This is a genomic window from Janthinobacterium sp. GW821-FHT03A03 (assembly GCF_059421435.1).
This window is the reverse complement of sequence record NZ_JBWKUZ010000003.1, coordinates 129,952-150,071: the sequence shown is the minus strand read 5'-3', so window position 1 is coordinate 150,071 and position 20,120 is coordinate 129,952. Positions and strand designations below refer to the sequence as shown.

Here is a 20,120-nt window from a genome sequence, read left to right as displayed (position 1 = left end):
GCGGATGAGCGACGTTGGGCCACAGTCGCCGACGAAAAAAAAGGCGGTGATTGCTCACCGCCTGGCGTCAGGATGCGGGTGTCGGCTTAGAAGAACTTGTAGCTGGCGCCCAGTTTGAAGTAGCGGCCGATGGCGCCGCTGGCGTCCATCGGGTTGTAGCTCATGCCGCCGTAGGTCAGGGGGTCGAGCGGCGCGATCTTGTCGGTCACGTTGTTGATCGAGGCAAACAGCTGCAGCTGCTTGCTGACGTTCCAGCGGGTCGACAGGTCGAGCGTGGTGAACGAGGCCAGCTTGCAGCCGTTCGGCGCCGGCGTGCCGTTGGCCAGCTTGGAGGCGCACGGGTCGCCCTCAAACTTGATATTTTTCATGTCCGAACGGTAGTTCACAACGCCGCTGACGTTCCAGTTGCCCAGGTCCCACGAGCCGGTCAGATTGATCTTGTCCTTCGGCGTGCCGGCGCAGTTTGACGTATCGCAATTGCCGTGCGTGCCGGCGAACTGGTAGCGCACGGCGGCCGATTCGGCGCGCACCCACGAGGCGATATGCGTCCACGTCAGGCCGAACGTGGCGCGGCCGTATTCGCCCAGGCGCACGCGCTGCTTGACGTCCAGGTCGATACCCTTGATCTCCGTGTAGCTGGAGTTGCGGTACGGCGCCTTGGTGATCAGCAAGGTGCCCGTGTTCGGCACCACCACGCCATTGATGGTCAGGTTGTTGTCGGAACGGATGGCCGTCGGCAGGGCGGCCGCTTCGTTGTACGGCAGCGGATTGATCTCGTTTTCGCGCTTGATCTTCCAGCCATCGAGCGACAGGCTGGTATCGTTGAACGGATCCCACACGATGCCCAGGGTGTAGCCCTTGGACTTTTCCGGCTTGAGGCTCGGGTCGCCGACCTTGACGGCCGCCACCTGCAGTTCGCAGTCGCTGGCATTGGCGCCCGGCAAACGGGTGCCGCCCGGGCAGCGCACGGGGTCGGTCACGGTCGAGGTGCCCGTTGATTGCGAATCGGCATTGCTTTCGGCCGGGCCCGGCGCGCGGAAGCCTTCCGAGTACGTGCCGCGCACGGCGAAGGTTTTCAGCGGCGTCCATTTGGCGCCCAGTTTCGGCGTGGTCGACGAGAAACGGTCGTATTTGTCGTAACGCAGGGCGCCCGACAGTTCCACCGTCTTGATGACGGGCGCCAGCACTTCCAGGAACACGGCCGAGACCTTGCTGTCGCCCTTGGCCGCCACGTAACTGGCGTTGATGGAGCCGTCTTGCGTGCCCGACAGCGAAGGATTGTCGAGCTTGTCGCGACGGTGTTCCGCGCCCACGGCCAGGCCCAGGGCGCCGCCTGGCAACTGCATCAGCTCGCGCGTCGCCTTGACGTCGATAATGTCGAGTTTGGTCGTCGAATCGGAAGTGGCGTTCGTGACCATGGCCGCGTACAGCGAGGCGGGATTCTTGCTTGCCTGTGCACCGATGTAGTAGGGGAAATATTTGCTCTGTGGGCTGGAATCGCCCAGGGCATCCCTGACGACGGCCATGTTCAGCATGTTGCTGTAATCGAGGTGCAGTTTCGATTCCGAATGCGTGTAGCCGGCATCGTAGTCCCAGCCCATGGCATTGCCCTTGACGCCGAGCACGATGCGGTTGAACTCGTTGTTGGCCTGGCGCGTGCTGGGGCCGACGTCGAAAGCCTGGTAGCGCACGCGCACCGGCACGCCATAGGGATTTTGCGGATGGTTGGCCGCCAGCACGATGCTGGTGCCGGTGCCGCTGGCGTAGTTGATGACGCCCGCCTTGTTGCCGGCGTTCGGCGGGAAGGCGACGGTGGGCGTGACCGATGGCGGGATCATGGTGAAGGCCGTATCGCGTTTCGAGTAGCCCGCTTCCGCATACACCTGGGTATCGGCATTGACTTGCCAGGTGCCGCGCGTGTACAGGTTGACCGATTCGATCTTCGGCTGCATCGAGCGGAACTGGTCATGGTGCCACAGGCAGCCGCCTTTCGGATCTTGCGGTGAAGACACGGACAAGTTGGAGCAGCCGGGCAGGGACACATAGTTGTTGGTGACGGGGTCGCGGATCAGGCCCGTCGGCGAGGGATTGGCGTCGTTGTTGCTGTTGATGTAGCCGCCGGCGAACTGGGTGTTGATCGCATAGCCGTACGGACGCAGGTCGGCCTTGCCTATCCATTTGCGGCCGGCGCGGTCACTGTTCATCAGCATGTCCGATTTGCTGTACTCGGCATTGACGACGACGTTGAATTTGTCCGTATCCAGGTTGCCCTTGCCGAAGGTCAGCGAGGCGCGGTGCTGTTTGGCGTCGCGGTCGCCGGACATGCCCGTGTCGGCTTTCAGGGTCAGGCCTTCGAAGTCTTTGCGCAGGATGATGTTGACGACGCCGGCGATGGCGTCCGCGCCGTAGGTCGACGAAGCGCCGTCCTTGAGGATTTCGATGCGCTCGACGATCTGCATCGGCACGGTGGACAGGTCGGTAAAGCTCTTCTGGCCGTCATCGGCGCGCGCGAACGGCGCCATGCGGCGGCCATTGAGCAAGACCAGGGTCGAGGTGGCGCCCAGGCCGCGCAGCGAGATGGCGGTCGAACCGGCGGCAAAACCGTTGCCGAAGCCCGTCGGCAGGGAGCCGGCGCCATCCGCGGTGAGGGTTTGCAGGTATTCGGCGACGGTGGCCTTGCCCGATTTCATCAGGTCGTCCCGGGTGATGAGCTGTACCGGCGATGCGGTCTCGGCCGTGGCCCGTTTGATGCTCGATCCTGTAATTTCCACGCGCTGCACATTGGCGTCCTGCGCCATTGCCGGCGCAGCCATCATGCCAAGGCTGAGCGCTGCTACGCTACCCGAAAAAATCAGGCGTACGGAGCGGGATATAACTGTTTCCATCATCATTCTCGAAACTCCGAAAAAAGCCAGGTTGGCCGTTTTAAGGCACAACGTCGCTAGTCTGAATAAGATTGCTGCGTCGGCAATCGCTGTGGGTACTCCGGCACATTTTGTGTGGCCGCAACCGATAAGATCATTTGCCGAGAAGCCTTGTCAACGCGCACATCTGGACTTTCAGCATGGAAACAACAGTGTTTTTTATAATGTTGCGATGTTTTCATATTGGTAATTATTTCAATGTTGCGCTGCGCTATGCGTTTTCCTCCCGCCGCTAAAAAATGCGCTCATTCGTGGACGTAAGGGTTTCTACCAATGCGCTTTTGCGTGGCATCGGCGCCGCTATGTTGCGGTGCGGAAAATTTCTCAGGTGGCGCGGGTGCTTGTTGCTGCGCACGCCAGAAGTGCCGCGGCTTTTCGCCCGGCATGCAAAATATGCGTTATCGTTACGCGTTTTCCAGCACGTCAAAGCACAGGCGCGGCTGGCTGCTAACAAGGCATAGATCTTGCGAGGATGGACTGGTTTTGGCGGTGGACTCCTGTACCCCAGGAGGAAGCCAGTACAAGCGCACCAATACGGTGCGACGGATAATCGAGATGAAGGGTATTACATGAAGTCACCATGGATGCGGCGCGTGGCGCTGCTCGCCTGCCTGGCCGCCCTGCCGCTGGCCGCCACTGCCGTTGACGCTGGCCCCGCGGCCGCGCCGGTCAAAACCTTGCGCTATATCCTGCCGGCCGCCGAGACGGGTTTTGACCCGGCCACCGCGCGCGACCTGTATTCGAACCACATCACGCAGGCCGTCTTCGACACCCTGTACACCTATGACTACCTGGCGCGCCCCGTGAAGGTGGTGCCCGGCGCGGCGGCCGCCATGCCGGAAGTGTCCGCCGACGGCAAGACCTACACCATCCGCCTGAAAAAAGGCATCCTGTACACGCCCGACGCCGCGTTTGGCGGCAAGCGCCGCGAACTGACGATGGCCGACTACGTGTATTCGTGGAAGCGGCTGTTCGACCCGCGCCTGGCGTCGCCGCACAGCTGGCTGTTCGAAGGCAAGGTGGTGGGCCTGGACGAGGTGGCCAAGGAGGCGGCCAAGTCGAACAAGCTCGATTACGGCAAGAAGGTGGCCGGCCTGGAAATCCTCGACCCCTACACCCTGCGCATCACGCTGACCAAGACCGATTTCAATTTCCCCATGATCCTCGCCTACGTGCCGACGGCCGCCGTGGCGCGCGAAGTGGTGGACAAATACGGCGACGTGAAGGGCGAAGTGGGCTCGAATCCCGTCGGCACCGGCTACTACACGCTCGGTGAATGGACGCGCGGCAACCGCATCGTCCTCAACCGCAACCCGCAGCACTTGCCGGAAACGTGGAACTTCATGGCCGGCGACGACCCGGACGACCAGCGCATCGTGCGCCAGATGCAGGGCAAGCGCATTCCCGCCATCGACCGCATCGAAATTTCCGTGATGATCGAAGACCAGTCGCGCTGGCTGTCCTTCCAGAGCGGCGGCACGGACGTGTTCTGGCTCGACGGCCCGCTGGCGCCGAAGGCATTGCTGAACGGCAAACTGCGGCCCGAGCTGGCGGAGAAGGGCGTGCAACTGTCGCGCTTGCTGGACCCGGAAATCAGCTATTACTACTGGAACATGGAAGATCCGACCCTGGGCGGCTTCAGCAAGGAAAAGATCGCCCTGCGCCGCGCCATTGCCATGGCGCACAATATCGACGAGGAAATCCGCATCATCTGGAATGGCCAGGCCAAGCGCCTCGACTATCCGATACCGCCTGGTGTCGTCGGCTATGACCCGCACTATAAATCCCTGCTGCAATACGATCCCGTGCTGGCAAACAAATTGCTGGACAAGTTCGGCTACAAGAAGGGCGCCGACGGCTGGCGTACCTTGCCGGACGGCAAGCCGCTGCTGATCCGCTACGCTTCGCGCAACGAAGCCAACGGCGTGCTGCAGGCGGAAATGTGGCGCAAGACGTACAACTCGCTGGGCATCCGCATGGAAAACGACCGCATGATCTTTTCCGACATTTTGAAGACGGAAAAGCAGTGCAAGATGCAGACGCGCACGGCGCCGTGGCTGGCCGACTATCCGGACGGCGACAACTTCATGCAGCTGTTCTATGGCCCGAACACGCACCAGAACAACAACGGCTGCTACCAGGACCCCGAGTACGACAAATGGTACGCGGCCAGCCAGGCCATGCCGGCCAGCCCCGAGCGCGACGAGCTGTTCCACAAGATGGCGCGCCGCCTGGAAGTCAATGCGGGCGCCCTGATCGGCTATGCGCGCTACCGCAACATGCTGGCGCAAAAGTCGGTGCTGGGCTACAAGAAACACCCTATCCTGTTCCAGGAATGGGCGTATATGGATATCGACAGCAATGGCGCACCAGTTCCTGCGCCAGCCGCCAAATAAGCGCAGCTTATAACAACAAGGAATCATTATGTTTGCTTATATCCTGCGCCGCCTGTGGCAGATGCTGCCCACCATGCTGGGCGTGGTCCTGCTGGTCTTTATCTTGTTTAACTGGGTGGGCGGCGACCCCGCCTACATCCTGGCCGGCAAGATGTCCAGTGCGGAAAGCATCGCCAACATCCGCCGCCAGCTCGGCGTCGACCAGCCATACTATGTACAGCTGTGGATCTTCATCAAGCAGATCGTCACCTTTGATTTCGGTCAAAGCTGGGCCACGGGCGAAACCGTGTCGCACATCATCACCTCGCGCCTGGGCCCGTCGATGATGGTCTTGATCCCGCTGACCGTGCTCGAAACGTTTTTCGGCGTGGCGCTGGCGCTGGCCATCGCGTTTGTCCGCGGCTCGCTGACGGACCGCATGGTGATGATCGCCTGCACGGTGGGCATGTCGATTTCCATCCTCGTCTACATTATCGTTTTCCAGTACGGCTTCGCCTACAAGCTGGGCCTGTTCCCCGTGCAGGGCTGGGGCGACAGCTTCTGGGAAAACCTCTTGCGCTATTCGACCCTGCCGATTCTGATCGGCCTGGCCGTGTCGATCGCGCCGACCCTGCGCCTGTTCCGCACCTTCGTGCTGGACGAGGCCAACCAGGATTACGTGCGCACGGCGCGCGCCAAGGGCTTGAAGGAAGGCCGCATCATGTGGGTGCACGTGCTGCGCAATGCCGCCATTCCCATCATTACCTATGTGATGTCGAACTTGCCGGCCTTGCTGATCGGCGCTTTCCTGCTCGAGCGCTTCTTCGGCATCCCCGGCATCGGGCGTGAAGTGATCCTGGCCGTCGAGCGCAGCGACTTTCCGGTGATCAAGGCGATCACCGTGTATGTTGCCGCCGCTACCATGCTCTTCAACCTGCTCACCGACCTGCTGTACCAGGCGGTCGATCCTCGCGTACAACTGAAGTAGAAAGAGACGATGTCGAAACCTCATACATCGCCCGGCCTGTGGGCCCTGGCGTGGCGCCGTTTGCGCGGCGACAAGATTGCAATGGTATCGCTGGCCGTGGTCGGCGCCTTTTTCCTGCTGGTGCTGGCCTCGGCCAGCGGCCTGGTGGCGGCGAACTGGGAAGACGAAGTGGCCGTCAGCTATGCGCCGCCCACCTTTGTCGGCGCCGACAACGACGCGCCAGTCGACGGCGCCATTCCCCAGTCCGACGAGCGCAGCGCGCCGACACCGGTCAACGTGCTCGACCCGCTGGCCGACGATATTGCGGAACTGCGCGCGCAGATGGGCAGCAACCCCTCTGCCGGCGTGGAGATGTACGGCGTCACCGACCCGCTGGCCGAGCACTTGACGGCCTTGCGCGCCGGCATGGGCAAGACGAAGAAGCTGATCGCGCACAAGGCGGCGACCTTGCCGTTCGGCGCCGACAAGTGGGGCCACGACATTGTGCAGAAAACCATCAAGGGCGGCGAAACGTCGATCGTCGTCGGCCTGGTGGCGGCCTTGCTGGCCGTCGTGCTGGGCACCTTGTTCGGCGCCGTGTCCGGCTACTTCGGCGGCATCGTCGATGACTTTTTTAACTGGTTCTACAGCATTTTTACCTCAATTCCATCGATTCTGATGATCTTGACGGTCGCGGCCGTGCTGCAGCAGAAGGGCGTGCTGACCATCGTGCTGATCCTCGGCTTGACGGGCTGGACGGGGCCGTACCGCCTGATCCGCGCCGAATACATCAAGCACAAGGCGCGCGAATACGTGATGGCGGCCGACGCCATCGGCGCCTCGCACTGGCGCAAGATGTTTTCGCACATCTTCCCGAACGTCAGTCACGTTGCTTTGGTGCAAATGTCGATTCTGGTCGTGGGCTTCATCAAGGCGGAAGTGATCCTGAGTTTCCTCGGCTTTGGCGTGCCGGTGGGCACCGTTTCGTGGGGAAGCATGCTCAACGAGGCACAAAATGAACTGATCCTGGGCAAATGGTGGCAGCTGACGGCCGCCGCCACGGCGATGGCCGTGCTGGTGACGGCGTTCTCGCTGTTTACCGATGCCTTGCGCGATGCGCTCGACCCCAAAGTGAAATAGGAGTTGCTCATGGACCAGAATAACCTGTTGGAAGTGCGCGACCTGCGCGTCACCTTCCGCCTGGACAAGAAGACCACGTTCGAAGCCGTCAAGGGCATCTCGTTCAACGTGCCGCGCAACAGCACCGTCGCCCTGGTGGGCGAGTCGGGCAGCGGCAAGTCCGTCAGCTCGCTGGCCGTGATGGGCTTGTTGCCTCCGGATAACACCATCATCGACAAGCAATCGAGCATCCATTTTGGCGGGCGAGATTTACTCAAATTGTCGATCGCCGAGCGGCGCACCATGTGCGGCAAGGATATCTCGATGATCTTCCAGGAGCCGATGTCGTCGCTGAATCCCGTGTTTACCGTCGGCTTCCAGATCGCCGAAGTCTTGCGCCAGCACATGGGCATGAACCGCAAGCAGGCGCGCGCGCGCACCTTGGCGCTGCTGGAAGAGGTGGGCATACCCGACCCCGCCACCAAGATCGACGCCTACCCGAGCCAGATGTCGGGCGGCCAGCAGCAGCGCGTGATGATCGCCATGGCGATTGCCTGCGAACCGAAGCTGCTGATCGCGGACGAACCGACGACGGCGCTGGACGTGACGATCCAGAAGCAGATCATGGACCTGATCGCGGCGCTGCAAAAGAAGCACCAGATGTCCGTGCTCTTCATTACCCACGACCTGGGCCTGGTGGGCGAGATCGCCGACCAGGTGATCGTCATGCGCCACGGCGAAGTGCGCGAGACGGGCGAGGTGCGGCAAGTGTTCGACAGCCCCCAAGACCCGTATACCAAAGCATTGCTACATTGTCGCCCTTCGCTGGACGAGCGCCCGTGGCGCCTGCCGGTGATCGCTGATTACATGGACGGCAAGGCGGGCCCCGGTATCGAAATGAAACAGCGCACGCGCGGCTACACGCCGGGCGACGAACCCGTGCTGGTGGTCAACAACCTCAGTAAAAGCTTTTATACGCGCGAGGGCCTGTTCGGCAAGCGCGAATTCCAGGCCGTCAAGGATGTATCGTTTACCTTGCCACGCGGAAAAACGCTGGGCGTGGTGGGCGAATCCGGTTCCGGCAAGACGACGGTGGGCCTGACCCTGCTGCGCCTGCATCAGGCCACGGGCGGCACGGCCATGTTCCACGGCAAGGACCTGATTGCCATGCCGGACAAGGAGTATTTGCCGTACAAGCGCCGCATCCAGATCATCTTCCAGAATCCGTACGCCTCCTTGAATCCCCGCTTTACGGTGGGGCAGATTTTGCTCGAACCGATGCGCATCCACAAAATCGGCGCCGATGACAAGGAACGCATCGCCAAGGCCTACTGGCTGCTCGATAAAGTCGGCTTGCCGGAACAGGCTTTCCACCGCTATCCGCACGAGTTTTCCGGCGGCCAACGCCAGCGCATCGCCATTGCCCGCTGCCTGACCATGCAGCCGGAAATTCTGGTCTGCGACGAGTCCGTCTCGGCGCTGGACGTGTCGGTGCAGGCGCAGGTACTGAACCTGTTGCAGGACTTGCAGGATGAATTTGGATTGTCGTATATCTTCATCTCGCACGATTTGTCCGTCGTCAAATACATCGCCGACCAGGTGATGGTGATGCACAAGGGACAGGTGGTGGAGCTGGCCGATTCGGACGAACTGTACCGCAATCCCGTGCATCCGTACACGCGCACCCTACTGAGCGCCATACCGAAGGGCGTCCAGGTGTAGGGGCATTTTTACGGTAAGATAGCGGCCATGCCCAACCTCATTTACCTGCTCGAACATTACGGTGTCCTGATTGTCTTCGGCATCGTGCTGGTGGAGCAGCTCGGCCTGCCGATTCCCGCCTTTCCCATCCTCGTGGTGGCGGGGGCGCTGGCCGTCGATGGCGACATGAACGGGGGGCTGGTGCTGGCCGCCGCCTTGGGCGCCTGCCTGATCAGCGACTTTACGTGGTTTCGCGCGGGCCGCCATTTCGGCAAGCGCATCCTGCGCCTGCTGTGCCGCATCTCGCTGTCGCCCGATTACTGCGTCAGCCAGACGGAAGACAAGTTCAAGCGCTGGGGCCCGAAAGCCCTGATCGTTTCCAAGTTCGTGCCGGGATTCAATACCGTGGCCGCGCCCATGTCGGGCGCGCTGGGCACGCCGCCGCGCCTGTTCTTCCTGTATGCGGGCCTGGGCGCCTTGCTGTGGAGCGGCACGGGCATCGTCGTCGGCGTGATTTTCCATTCCAGCGTGCAGCAGGTGCTGGACTTGCTCAGCACCATGGGCAGCACGGCCTTGCTGATGCTGGCCACCTTGCTGGGCCTGTTCCTGCTGTATAAATACCTGGAGCGCCGGCGCTTCCGCCAGGCCCTGCAGATCGAGCGCATCGGCATCGATGAATTGCTCGAACTCATAGAGCTGGGCGAGGAACCGCTGATGGTCGACGCGCGCAGCGCCACGGCGCAGGCGCTGGAGCCGGCCGTGCCGGGCGCCTTGTTCTTCAATGGCAAGGAACCGGTGCCTGCCATGATCGCCATGGACAAGGACCGCCACATCATCGTGTATTGCAGCTGTCCCAACGACGTCACGGCCGCGCAGGTGGCCAAGCTGCTGCACCAGCACGGCTTTCACCGCGCCAAGCCCCTGCATGGCGGCCTTGACGCATGGAACGCCGCCTACCGCTCGGACCAGCCTTCGCCGGCCAGCCTGCTGGGCGAAGGCTTGCCTTCCTGATCAGTAAAAAACCGGTAGTAATAATACGAAAACACCGTCGCCGTGCCATCGGGACGGCAGCGCCACGCCTGTGCCGCCCCTTACAAAGCGGCTTTGCGCAAACTGCGGCATACTCTTCTTTTCGGGCGATTCCTGCTGCTATGCAGCATGCTTCTCGCGTGCCTGCTGAGTGCAAGTACTTACTATAAATCATTGTTTGTGAGCAACTTTAGCCTTGCCTGTTGCATTTGGAGTGGAACTACCAATAAAGGCTTGTTTTGATGTACTTAAACTACAAACTTTGCTTGCCTCCGGGCGCATTCATCCTTTAAGCTTGGCGTCCCATGCGTCCCACTTCATCATTTAAAATCATGAGCGCTTCGTCTTCTCCCGTACTGCCGACTTCCGCCTTCGCCGATGGACCGCGCCTGCTGGCCGACGTGGGCGGCACCAATGCCCGTTTCGCCCTGGAAGTGGCCGCCGGCCACATCACCCTGGTGGAAGTGTTGCCCTGTGCCGATTACCCGAGCCTGTCCGCCGCCCTGCAAGCCTACCTGGCCCTGCCGCACGTGGCGGCCGCAGGCGGGCAAGCCGTGCGCCATGCCATGATCGCCATCGCCAACCCCGTCGACGGCGATTTCCTCAGCATGACGAACCACCACTGGTCGTTCTCGATCCGCGCCATGCGCGAAGAGTGCGGCTTCACGACCCTGGACGTGGTCAACGATTTCACGGCCCTGGCGCGCGCCTTGCCGCAGCTGTCGAGCGAGCAAAAGCACCAGGTGGGCGCGGGCACGGCCCGTCCGAACACGGCCATCGGCCTGATCGGCGCGGGCACGGGCCTGGGCGTGTCGGGCCTGATCCCGTCGCACGGCGGCTGGATCGCCCTGCAAAGCGAAGGCGGCCATGTCAGCTTTGCGCCGTTCAATGAAACGGAAGTGAGCATCCTGCAATTTGCCTGGCGCGAATACGAACACGTCTCGGCCGAGCGCCTGATTTCCGGCGATGGCCTGGAACTGATCTACCGCGCCCTGGCCGACCGCGCGGGCGTGCCGGCCGAAGCCTTGCCGGCGGCGGAAATCACGCGCCGCGCGCTGGCCGGCGAATGCCCGCTGTGCGACGACGTCATCGAAGCGTTCTGCTGCATGCTGGGCACCGTGGCGGGCAACGTCGCCGTCACCCTGGGCGCCCTGGGCGGTATCTATATAGGCGGCGGCATCGTGCCGCGCCTGGGCCAGCGCTTCGACCGCTCCGGTTTCCGCGCCCGCTTCGAGCGCAAGGGGCGTTTTGCCAATTATGTGTCGCAAGTGCCGACTTTCGTGATTACGGCCCAATACCCAGCTTTCCTGGGGGCATCGGCCATTCTCTCGGAGAAACTCGCCTCCCTGTGATGCGCAGGCAGGGCGATGTGTCGCTACAGGACCGGGTAAAACGCGTGTTTTGCCCGGTTTTGCGCTTTTCCTCTTTTTATCAGGTACAATTGGCATCGTTGGATGAAACGACGACTGTCGCTCACCTGTCTGGCTGGTCCGCCGCCACGGGAGAAGCAGCTGCTCCGGATATCGTTTCATTGCTGGTTATTTAAGGCCAGCACCATGGATCGCAGGACTTTCACTGCATCCGCATCAGTCCCGCTTTGCGCGCATCGGCCAAGGCGTCGGAAAAACAGCCTCAACTTGTAACACCAGCATGGCGTCGTCACCGATGTCTGCCATCCGTTACGTTGAAATGAACGTTTTGATTTCTTTCTCTGCATACGAATTGCAACACACATCCGCACAGAATTGCTATGAATACAATTGAGGCTAAAAAAGTCCTCGAAACCGCGTTGCTGTGCGCTCGTGAGTCGCTGACGATCCACAGCCTGAAAAAGCTGTTCGTCGATGCGGACGAGAACGGTCGCGTGCGCGGCGTCGGCGTTGGCGCCGACACGATCAAGCAACTGCTGGAAGAGTTGCGCGATGAGTGGGAGGGGCGCGGCATCGAGATCGTCAGCCTCGCCTCGGGCTGGCGCTTTCAAAGCCGGCCGGAAATGAAGATGTATCTGGATCGCCTGACGCCCGAGCGGCCGCCCAAGTATTCGCGGGCGACCCTGGAAACCCTGGCCATCATCGCCTACCGCCAGCCGGTGACGCGCGGCGATATCGAGGAGATTCGCGGCGTTGCCGTCAATTCGCAGACGATCAAGATGCTCGAAGACCGCGGCTGGGTCGATGCCATCGGCTACCGCGACGTGGTGGGACGGCCGGCCTTGCTGGCCACCACCAAGCAATTTTTGGATGACCTGGGTTTGCATTCGCTGTCCCAGCTGCCGCCTTTGCAGCAAATCAGCGAAATGCAGGGCAATGGGCTCGAAGCCCTGGAAGCGGCCCTGCAGGAAAATTTTGACAAGGCAAGCAATGAGCTTGCCCCCCAGCTTGGTGCAGGTAGCAATACGGCTGTGACAGATGTGACAGCAAGCCTTGATGCCGGCCCCGATGCTTCGCCCATGGACGAAGCCTACACTCACGACCCTGCGCCAGAACTAACGGTTGACGCTGCGCCAGGTCAGCACAGCCAAGAAACGAACAATGAATAATCCGAACACACCCGAGACAGTAACCGCCAGCGACGAAGCCATCGTTGCCAAGCCCAAGCGCCGCACCAAGGCCCAGATCGAAGCCGACGCGGCGGCTGCAGGCACTGCTGGCGACGCTGTCGCCGCCAAGCCGAAGCGCCGCACGAAAGCCGACGTGGCCGCCGACGCGCCCGTCGCCGCTGCCGATTCTGCTGTAGAAGCTGCGCCAGCCGTCAAGAAAACCCGCGCCAAGCCGGCCCTGAAGGCTGTCGCCGATGCCGCCGAAGCGGCTGCCGAGGCGGTTGCCGAAGTTGCCAGCGCCCCTGCGCCTCGTCCGCCGCGCGCCCGCGCCGCCGCCAAGGCCGCCGTTGCCGAGGCGCAAGCTGCGCCGGAAGCTGTCGCTGACAAGCCGGCCGAAGCACGCCCGACGCGCGGTCCGCGCCAGATGCGCGGCGTGCAGGCCGAACGCGCGCTGCGCCAGCCGCCGCGCGCCGAGGCGCCGCAGGCAGCCGATGCCGCGCCGGCCGCAGGACAAGCTGCCGCGCCGGCCGCCGACGTATTCGATGCCGAAGGCAACCTCGTGTCCGCGCCACGCGCGCCGCGCGGTCCGCGCAACGACGTGCCGGGCGCCGGCAAGAATGCGGGCAAGAGCCGCAAGAAGGGCAAGGGCCGCCAGGCTGCGCCCGGCAAGGTCAGCGATGCCGACGCCGTGTTCTCGTTCGTTACCTCCGACGCGTTCGACAGCGAAGACGGCGGCACGGGCCGCGTGCAGAAAGCGGCCGTGCGCCGCGACCTGACGTCCGACGACGACGCGCCGAAGCTGCACAAGGTGCTGGCCGAAGCCGGTCTCGGTTCGCGCCGCGACATGGAAGACCTGATCATCTCGGGCCGCGTGTCCGTCAACGGCGAGCCGGCCCACATCGGCCAGCGCATCCTGCCGACCGACCACGTGCGCATCAACGGCAAGCTGATCCAGCGCCGCGTGAGCAAGAAACCGCCGCGCGTGCTGGTCTATCACAAGCCGGCCGGCGAAATCGTCAGCCACAACGACCCGGACGGCCGTCCATCCGTGTTCGACCGCCTGCCGACCATGAAGGCGGGCAAGTGGCTGGCCGTCGGCCGCCTCGACTTCAATACGGAAGGCTTGCTGCTGTTTACCACCTCCGGTGACCTGGCCAACCGCCTGATGCACCCGCGCTACGGCATCGACCGCGAGTACGCCGTGCGTACCCTGGGCGAGCTGGAAGAGGGCATGCGCCAGAAGCTGCTGGCCGGCGTCGAGCTGGAAGACGGCATGGCGCAGTTCTCGAAGATCGCCGATGGCGGCGGCGAAGGCATCAACAAGTGGTATCGCGTGGTGATCGGCGAAGGCCGCAACCGCGAAGTGCGCCGCATGTTCGAAGCCATCGGCCTGACCGTGTCGCGCCTGATCCGTACCCGCTACGGCGCCATGACCCTGCCGAGCGGTCTGAAGCGCGGCCGCTGGGAAGAGATGGATGAAAACACCGTGCGCGACCTGCTGGCCGCCTACGGCATCGAAAAGAAAATGCCGCCTTCGGGCGACCCGCGCGCCGCCGGCGCCGCCAAGGGCCGCGAAGCGCGCAAGGCCAGCCGCGATGACGAGCCGAATGGCAACCGCATCGATGTGAGCAACCGCAACGCCGATCCGTTCCCTGTCGCGCCGCGCCGTGGCCAGCCGCAAGGCCAGTTTGCCCGTCCGCAAGGCCAGGGCCGTCCAGGCGGCGCCGGCCGTCCTGGCGATGCCCGGGGTCCTGGCCGCGGCCAGCCGCAAGGTCCGTTCCAGGGCGGTCAGCCGCGCTCGTCGGCATCGTTCGACGGTGTGTCGCAAGGCCAGGGTCGTCCGCCGCGCGCGGCCGGCCAGGGCCGTCCCGGTGGCGAAGGCCGCGCGCCGCAGCGCGGTCCGCGCCAGCCCGATCCGCTGCAAACGGCCTTCGGCTTCGCCAACACGGGGCCGCGCCGCAATGCGGGCGGCGGCGCCGGCGGCCAGGCGCGTTCCGGCGGCCAGCCGCGTGGCGGCATGGACGGCATGCCGCGCCGCCGCAGCAAAGGTTAATTCAGGGGTTTTCTTCTTGCACGCCCGCTAATCTGCTGCGGGCGCGCGCTCTTGTAACTGTTGTAAGCCGGGCCGCTCCTTGTGTGCGGCATTGCGGCGAAGTTAATAAGAGGTTATAATCTGCAGCCTAATAAAAGTTCTCCGCAGGGTTGTTTGGTGGGGAGTGCTTTCATCTGGTTGGGGAAATACAAGAAGATGGGCAGATGCCCATTTTTTTTTTGTTGAACCGTTTGTGATGGCGCCGGCAAGGCGCCATATATGACTTGTGCGTGTTTTTTTGCATGCCGCCGGCGCTGTTTCAGGGCCGCGATGCCGAAAACAGGCCTTTTTCTGGAGAATTTCTTGCAGCAGTTGGGATTAATTGAAAAGACAGTCACTGGTCTGGGCTATGAGCTCGTTGATGTCGAACGTGCCGAGCGCGGGCTGCTGCGCGTCTTTATTGATTTCAGCGCCGCCGATGCCGCTGAAAAAGGTCCGATCACGGTCGAAGACTGTGCCACGGTCAGTCACCAGTTATCGCATGTGTTGACGGTAGAAAACGTTCCTTACGAGCGTCTCGAGATTTCTTCCCCGGGTCTCGATCGTCCGGTGCGCAAGCTGGAAGACTTCGTCCGTTTCGCAGGCCATGAAATCATCGTCAAGCTGCGCGTGGCGATGCCGGGTACGAACAACCGGAAGTCGTTCCAGGGGATCTTGCAAGAACCCGTGGGCGACAATTTGTCGTTGGAATTTGAAGGTAAGGATGGTCCGGCGATGTTGGAGTTTACGCTCGCCGATGTGGATAAGGCACGCTTGGTGCCGCAGGTGGTTTTTAAGGGACGCAAAGCATGAGCCGCGAAGTTTTATTATTGGTTGACGCGCTGGCGCGCGAAAAAAACGTCGATAAAGATGTCGTCTTCGGCGCCCTCGAATTCGCGTTGGCGCAAGCCACGAAGAAACGGTATGAGGGTGAGGTAGACATCCGCGTTTCGATCGACCGCGAAACGGGCGAATTCGAATCGTTCCGCCGCTGGCACGTGGTGCCCGATGAAGCGGGCCTGCAATTGCCGGATCAGGAGATCCTGCATTTCGAGGCAAAAGAACAGATTCCCGATATCGAAGTCGATGACCACATCGAAGAACCGATCGAATCCGTCGAATTCGGCCGCCGTTTCGCCCAGGATACCAAACAGGTCGTCCTGCAGCGCGTGCGTGACGCCGAACGCGAACAGATCCTGGTCGACTTCCTGGAACGCGGCGATTCGCTCGTCACCGGCACCATCAAGCGCATGGAACGCGGCGACGCCATCGTCGAATCGGGCAAGATCGAAGCGCGTCTGCCACGCGACCAGATGATCCCGAAAGAGAATCTGCGTATCGGCGACCGTGTCCGTGCATACATCTTGCGCATCGACCGCAATATGCGCGGCCCGCAAGTGATCCTGTCGCGCACGGCTCCGGAATTCATTATGAAGCTGTTCGAGCTGGAAGTGCCGGAAATTGAACAAGGCATGCTGGAAATCAAATCCGCAGCCCGCGATGCCGGCGTGCGCGCCAAGATCGCCGTCTACACGGCCGACAAGCGCATCGACCCGATCGGTACCTGTGTCGGCATGCGCGGTTCGCGCGTGCAGGCCGTGACCGGTGAGCTGGGCGGCGAGCGCGTCGACATCGTGCTGTGGTCGGAAGATCCGGCGCAGTTCGTCATCGGCGCCCTGGCGCCGGCGAATGTGTCGTCGATCATGGTTGACGAAGAGAAACATGCGATGGATGTCGTCGTCGATGAAGAAAACCTGGCAATCGCGATCGGCCGCTCCGGCCAGAACGTGCGCCTGGCGTCGGACCTGACCGGCTGGAAGATCAACATCATGACGGCCGAAGAATCGGCCGACAAAGCTGCCCAGGAAACGGCTGCCGTGCGCATCCTGTTCATGGAAAAGCTCGATGTCGACCAGGAAGTGGCCGATATTCTGGTGGAAGAAGGTTTCGCCAGTCTGGAAGAAATCGCTTACGTGCCTATTTCCGAAATGCTGGAAATCGAATCGTTTGACGAAGATACCGTCAATGAACTCCGTACCCGTGCGCGTGATGCGCTTGTGACCGAGGCGATCGCTTCGGAAGAGGGTCTGGAAGGCATGGACGAGGCGTTGGTGGGTCTGGAAGGCATGGACCGCATTACCGCCGGCAAGCTGGGTCTGGCTGGTATCAAGACCGTTGAAGCATTTGCAGCACTGGCATACGACGAATTTGGCGCAATCCTGGCCTTGTCTGCGGACCGTGCGCGTGAACTGATTACAAGTGAATTTAAAGATGTGACCGACGATGAGATGAAGTTGGTTGACTCGAAATACGACGATCGTGCCAAGGCGCTGCAAGCCAAGGCATGGAGTCTGGCCGAATCCGCAAAGGCTTAATTTGAGTATCTTTATCATCTCCGCGACACATAGAAAAGAGGACTGAATGGCGAGTAACAACGTAGCCCAATTTGCCACCGAACTGAAGATGCCTGCAGATTTGCTGCTGACGCAGCTGCGTTCTGCCGGCGTCGAGAAAAGTTCGACGTCAGATCCATTGTCGAAAGATGATAAGGACAAGCTTTTGGATCATCTGCGCCGCACCCATGGCGCAGCGGCTGACACAGAAAAGAAAAAAATCACCGTGACCCGCAAGGAAACGACTGAAATCAAGCAAGCTGACGCCACCGGCAAGTCGCGCACCATCCAGGTGGAAGTGCGCAAGAAGCGCACTTTCGTCCAGCGTGACGAAGCGGCGCCGGTTGCTGCCGAGCCGGTCGCGCCTGCCGCGCCGGTGATCGATCCCGCCGACGTGGCGCGCCGTGAAGAAGAAGCCCGTAAACAGGCTGAACTGATCGCCCGCCAGGAAGCCGATCTGCGCGAAAAACAGGAACGTCTGGCCAAGCTGGACGCGGAAAAAGAAGCCCAGGCGAAAGCCACGCAACAGGCTGAACTTGCTGCGAAGAAAGAAGCTGAAGCGGAAGCGAAGAAAGCGGCCGCCAAGGCTGCCGCCGCGCCTGCCGCCAGCGCCGCCGCGCCTGTCGTTGACGACGCCGCCGCCGAAGCGAAAAAAGCTGCTGCCGCTGAAGAAGCGAAGAAAAAAGCCGCTGCCGCTGCTGTTGCTGCCAAGGAAGCCGCTGACAAGGCGGAAGCCACCGAGCGCGCACGCAAGGCCGTTGCCGACGAAGTCGCCCAGATCAAGGCCATGATGAACGCGCCACGCCGCGCCATCAAGGCACCGGAACCCGTACCGGTTCCCGTCAAGCCGAAGGCGCCGGAAGGCACCCTGCACAAGCCTGCTGACAAGAAACCTGGCGACAAGCCGGGCGACAAGAAGCCTGCTGTTGCAGACAAGAAATCCATCAAGTCGGCCAATGTGTCGTCCACCTGGTCCGATGACGCGAAAAAACGCGGCACCACCGGTGGTCCCAAGCCACGCGGCAACAGCGGCCCAGGCGGCCGTGACAGCTGGCGCGGTGGCGCGAAGGGCCGTCGCCCGACGCACCATGACGACCGTGAATCGAACTTCCAGGCGCCGACCGAAGCCGTCGTCAAGGACGTGCACGTTCCGGAAACGATCACCGTGGCCGAATTGGCGCACAAAATGTCCGTCAAGGCATCCGAAGTCATCAAGCATTTGATGAAATTGGGCCAGATGTGCACGATCAACCAGGTGCTGGACCAGGAAACCGCCATGATTCTGGTGGAAGAAATGGGCCACAAGGCGTTCGCCGCCGAACTGGACGATCCGGAAGCGCTGCTGGCCGACGTGGGCGAACACGCGCACTTCGAGACCAAGCCACGCGCACCGGTGGTCACCGTCATGGGTCACGTCGACCACGGCAAGACCTCGCTGCTCGATTACATCCGTCGCGCCAAGGTTGCCTCCGGCGAAGCGGGCGGCATTACGCAGCACATCGGCGCTTACCACGTCGATACGCCGCGCGGCATGATCACCTTCCTCGACACCCCGGGCCACGAAGCGTTTACCGCCATGCGTGCCCGTGGCGCCAAGGCAACCGACATCGTGATTCTGGTGGTTGCCGCCGACGATGGCGTGATGCCGCAAACGAAAGAAGCGATTGCCCATGCGAAAGCAGCCGGCGTACCGCTGGTGGTGGCGATCAACAAGGTCGACAAACCGGGCGGCAACGTGGACCGCGTGACGCAGGAACTGGTCGCCGAGCAAGTCGTGCCGGAAGAATACGGTGGCGAATCGCCATTCGTGCCGGTATCGGCCAAAACGGGCCAGGGTATCGACGACCTGCTGGAACAAGTGCTGTTGCAAGCCGAAGTGCTGGAACTGACGGCACCGGTCGATGCGCCAGCGCGCGGCCTGGTAGTCGAGGCGCGTCTGGACAAGGGCCGTGGTCCTGTCGCGACGATCCTGGTGCAGTCCGGTACCTTGCGCCGCGGCGACGTGATTCTGGCGGGCTCTTCGTATGGCCGTGTTCGCGCCATGCTGGACGAGAACGGCAAAGCCATCGCTGAAGCGGGTCCTTCGATTCCGGTCGAAATCCAGGGTCTGACGGAAGTGCCGGTCGCCGGTGAAGAAGTCGTCGTCATGGCTGACGAGCGCAAGGCGCGTGAAATCGGTCTGTTCCGTCAAGGCAAGTTCCGCGACGTGAAACTGGCCAAGCAGCAAGCCGCGAAGCTGGAAAACATGTTCGACCAGATGGCCGAAGGCGAAGTGAAAAACTTGCCATTGATCATCAAAACCGACGTGCAAGGTTCGCAGGAAGCGCTGGTCGGTTCGCTGCAGAAACTGTCGACCTCCGAAGTGCGCGTACAGGTTGTGCACGCAGCCGTCGGCGGCATCACGGAATCGGACGTCAACCTGGCAGTCGCCTCGAAAGCGGTCATCATCGGCTTCAACGCCCGTGCCGACGCCCAGGCGCGCAAGCTGGCCGAATCGAACGGCGTGGACATTCGCTACTACAACATCATTTACGATGCGATCGACGAGATCAAATCGGCGTTGTCGGGCATGTTGGCACCAGAGAAACGCGAAACCGTCATCGGCCAGGTCGAGATCCGCCAGGTTATCCTGGTCTCGAAGGTCGGCGCGATTGCCGGCTGTCTGGTCACCGATGGCGTGGTCAAGCGTGCTTCTTCCGTCCGCCTGTTGCGCAACAACATCGTGGTGTGGAGCGGCGAGATCGACTCCCTGAAACGCTTCAAGGACGATGCGAAAGAAGTTCGCGCCGGTCTGGAGTGCGGCCTGTCGCTGAAGAACTACAACGACATTCAGGTTGGCGACACGCTGGAAGTGTTCGAAGTCCAGGAAATCGCTCGTACCCTGTAATCACAGAAGTAATGGCGCGGACATATCGTTGTCCGCGCAAACACGTGGGGCGCATTGGTCAACGGGCAACCGTTTGATCCATGCGCCCTGCGGCACTTAGGACAGCACTTACTAT

At 61.9% G+C, this 20,120-nt stretch carries 12 protein-coding genes; 11 read left to right on the top strand and 1 reads right to left on the bottom strand.

All coding sequences use genetic code 11. From position 1 onward, the window contains the following. Positions 1–86 precede the first annotated feature (86 nt). A complete protein-coding gene (locus AC07VI_RS10250; RefSeq protein WP_492992728.1) occupies positions 87–2,816 on the bottom strand; it encodes a TonB-dependent receptor in 2,730 nt (909 codons plus the stop codon). A gap of 677 nt (positions 2,817–3,493) precedes the next feature. Here AC07VI_RS10250 and AC07VI_RS10245 point away from each other — a divergent pair. The 11 genes from AC07VI_RS10245 to infB all read left to right on the top strand — a co-directional run bounded on the left by AC07VI_RS10245 (position 3,494) and on the right by infB (position 20,005). Beyond that, positions 3,494–5,320 carry an ABC transporter substrate-binding protein gene (locus tag AC07VI_RS10245; protein ID WP_492992730.1) on the top strand — a complete coding sequence of 609 codons (1,827 nt, stop codon included), beginning with the start codon at positions 3,494–3,496 and terminating at the stop codon, positions 5,318–5,320. Positions 5,321–5,348: 28 nt separating this feature from the next. Next, on the top strand, positions 5,349–6,287 hold the full coding sequence (locus AC07VI_RS10240; protein ID WP_076569117.1) for an ABC transporter permease: 939 nt from the start codon (positions 5,349–5,351) through the stop codon (positions 6,285–6,287). A gap of 9 nt (positions 6,288–6,296) precedes the next feature. Then, a complete protein-coding gene (locus tag AC07VI_RS10235) occupies positions 6,297–7,406 on the top strand; it encodes an ABC transporter permease (protein ID WP_492992732.1) in 1,110 nt (369 codons plus the stop codon). Positions 7,407–7,415: 9 nt separating this feature from the next. Then, positions 7,416–9,107: an ABC transporter ATP-binding protein gene (locus AC07VI_RS10230; RefSeq protein WP_086146829.1), complete on the top strand. Its 1,692-nt coding sequence runs from the start codon at positions 7,416–7,418 to the stop codon at positions 9,105–9,107. A gap of 27 nt (positions 9,108–9,134) precedes the next feature. Further along, positions 9,135–10,097, top strand: a complete 963-nt coding sequence (locus tag AC07VI_RS10225) for a VTT domain-containing protein (protein WP_086146828.1) — start codon at positions 9,135–9,137, stop codon at positions 10,095–10,097. Between the two features lie 350 nt (positions 10,098–10,447). Continuing rightward, a complete protein-coding gene (locus AC07VI_RS10220) occupies positions 10,448–11,467 on the top strand; it encodes a glucokinase (RefSeq protein WP_086146827.1) in 1,020 nt (339 codons plus the stop codon). A gap of 398 nt (positions 11,468–11,865) precedes the next feature. After that, positions 11,866–12,654, top strand: coding sequence for an SMC-Scp complex subunit ScpB (scpB, locus tag AC07VI_RS10215; protein WP_086146826.1), 789 nt, complete (start codon positions 11,866–11,868; stop codon positions 12,652–12,654). Continuing rightward, complete coding sequence (gene rluB, locus AC07VI_RS10210) at positions 12,647–14,707, top strand: 23S rRNA pseudouridine(2605) synthase RluB (RefSeq protein ID WP_193068903.1); 2,061 nt, start codon at positions 12,647–12,649, stop codon at positions 14,705–14,707. The genes scpB and rluB overlap by 8 nt, the downstream gene beginning before the upstream one ends. Positions 14,708–15,049: 342 nt before the next feature. After that, positions 15,050–15,538, top strand: coding sequence for a ribosome maturation factor RimP (gene rimP, locus AC07VI_RS10205; protein ID WP_086145074.1), 489 nt, complete (start codon positions 15,050–15,052; stop codon positions 15,536–15,538). After that, positions 15,535–17,100 (top strand): transcription termination factor NusA, encoded by a 1,566-nt coding sequence (gene nusA, locus AC07VI_RS10200; RefSeq protein WP_086144982.1) that lies wholly within the window; start codon positions 15,535–15,537, stop codon positions 17,098–17,100. Before rimP ends, nusA begins: the two co-directional genes overlap by 4 nt. A gap of 46 nt (positions 17,101–17,146) precedes the next feature. Further along, entirely contained in the window at positions 17,147–20,005 is a 2,859-nt protein-coding gene (infB, locus tag AC07VI_RS10195) for a translation initiation factor IF-2 (protein ID WP_086144983.1), read from the top strand. Positions 20,006–20,120 lie beyond the last annotated feature (115 nt).

Bases quoted from the DNA above. Each gene is read 5' to 3' on its own strand.
- nusA (WP_086144982.1), top strand. From the start codon at position 15,535: ATGAGCCGCGAAGTTTTATTATTGGTTGACGCGCTGGCGCGCGAAAAA.
- infB (WP_086144983.1), top strand. From the start codon at position 17,147: ATGGCGAGTAACAACGTAGCCCAATTTGCCACCGAACTGAAGATGCCT.
- AC07VI_RS10225 (WP_086146828.1), top strand. From the start codon at position 9,135: ATGCCCAACCTCATTTACCTGCTCGAACATTACGGTGTCCTGATTGTC.
- rluB (WP_193068903.1), top strand. From the start codon at position 12,647: ATGAATAATCCGAACACACCCGAGACAGTAACCGCCAGCGACGAAGCC.
- AC07VI_RS10220 (WP_086146827.1), top strand. From the start codon at position 10,448: ATGAGCGCTTCGTCTTCTCCCGTACTGCCGACTTCCGCCTTCGCCGAT.
- AC07VI_RS10230 (WP_086146829.1), top strand. From the start codon at position 7,416: ATGGACCAGAATAACCTGTTGGAAGTGCGCGACCTGCGCGTCACCTTC.
- AC07VI_RS10245 (WP_492992730.1), top strand. From the start codon at position 3,494: ATGAAGTCACCATGGATGCGGCGCGTGGCGCTGCTCGCCTGCCTGGCC.
- AC07VI_RS10240 (WP_076569117.1), top strand. From the start codon at position 5,349: ATGTTTGCTTATATCCTGCGCCGCCTGTGGCAGATGCTGCCCACCATG.
- AC07VI_RS10235 (WP_492992732.1), top strand. From the start codon at position 6,297: ATGTCGAAACCTCATACATCGCCCGGCCTGTGGGCCCTGGCGTGGCGC.
- AC07VI_RS10250 (WP_492992728.1), bottom strand. From the start codon at position 2,816: ATGATGGCTGCGCCGGCAATGGCGCAGGACGCCAATGTGCAGCGCGTG.
- scpB (WP_086146826.1), top strand. From the start codon at position 11,866: ATGAATACAATTGAGGCTAAAAAAGTCCTCGAAACCGCGTTGCTGTGC.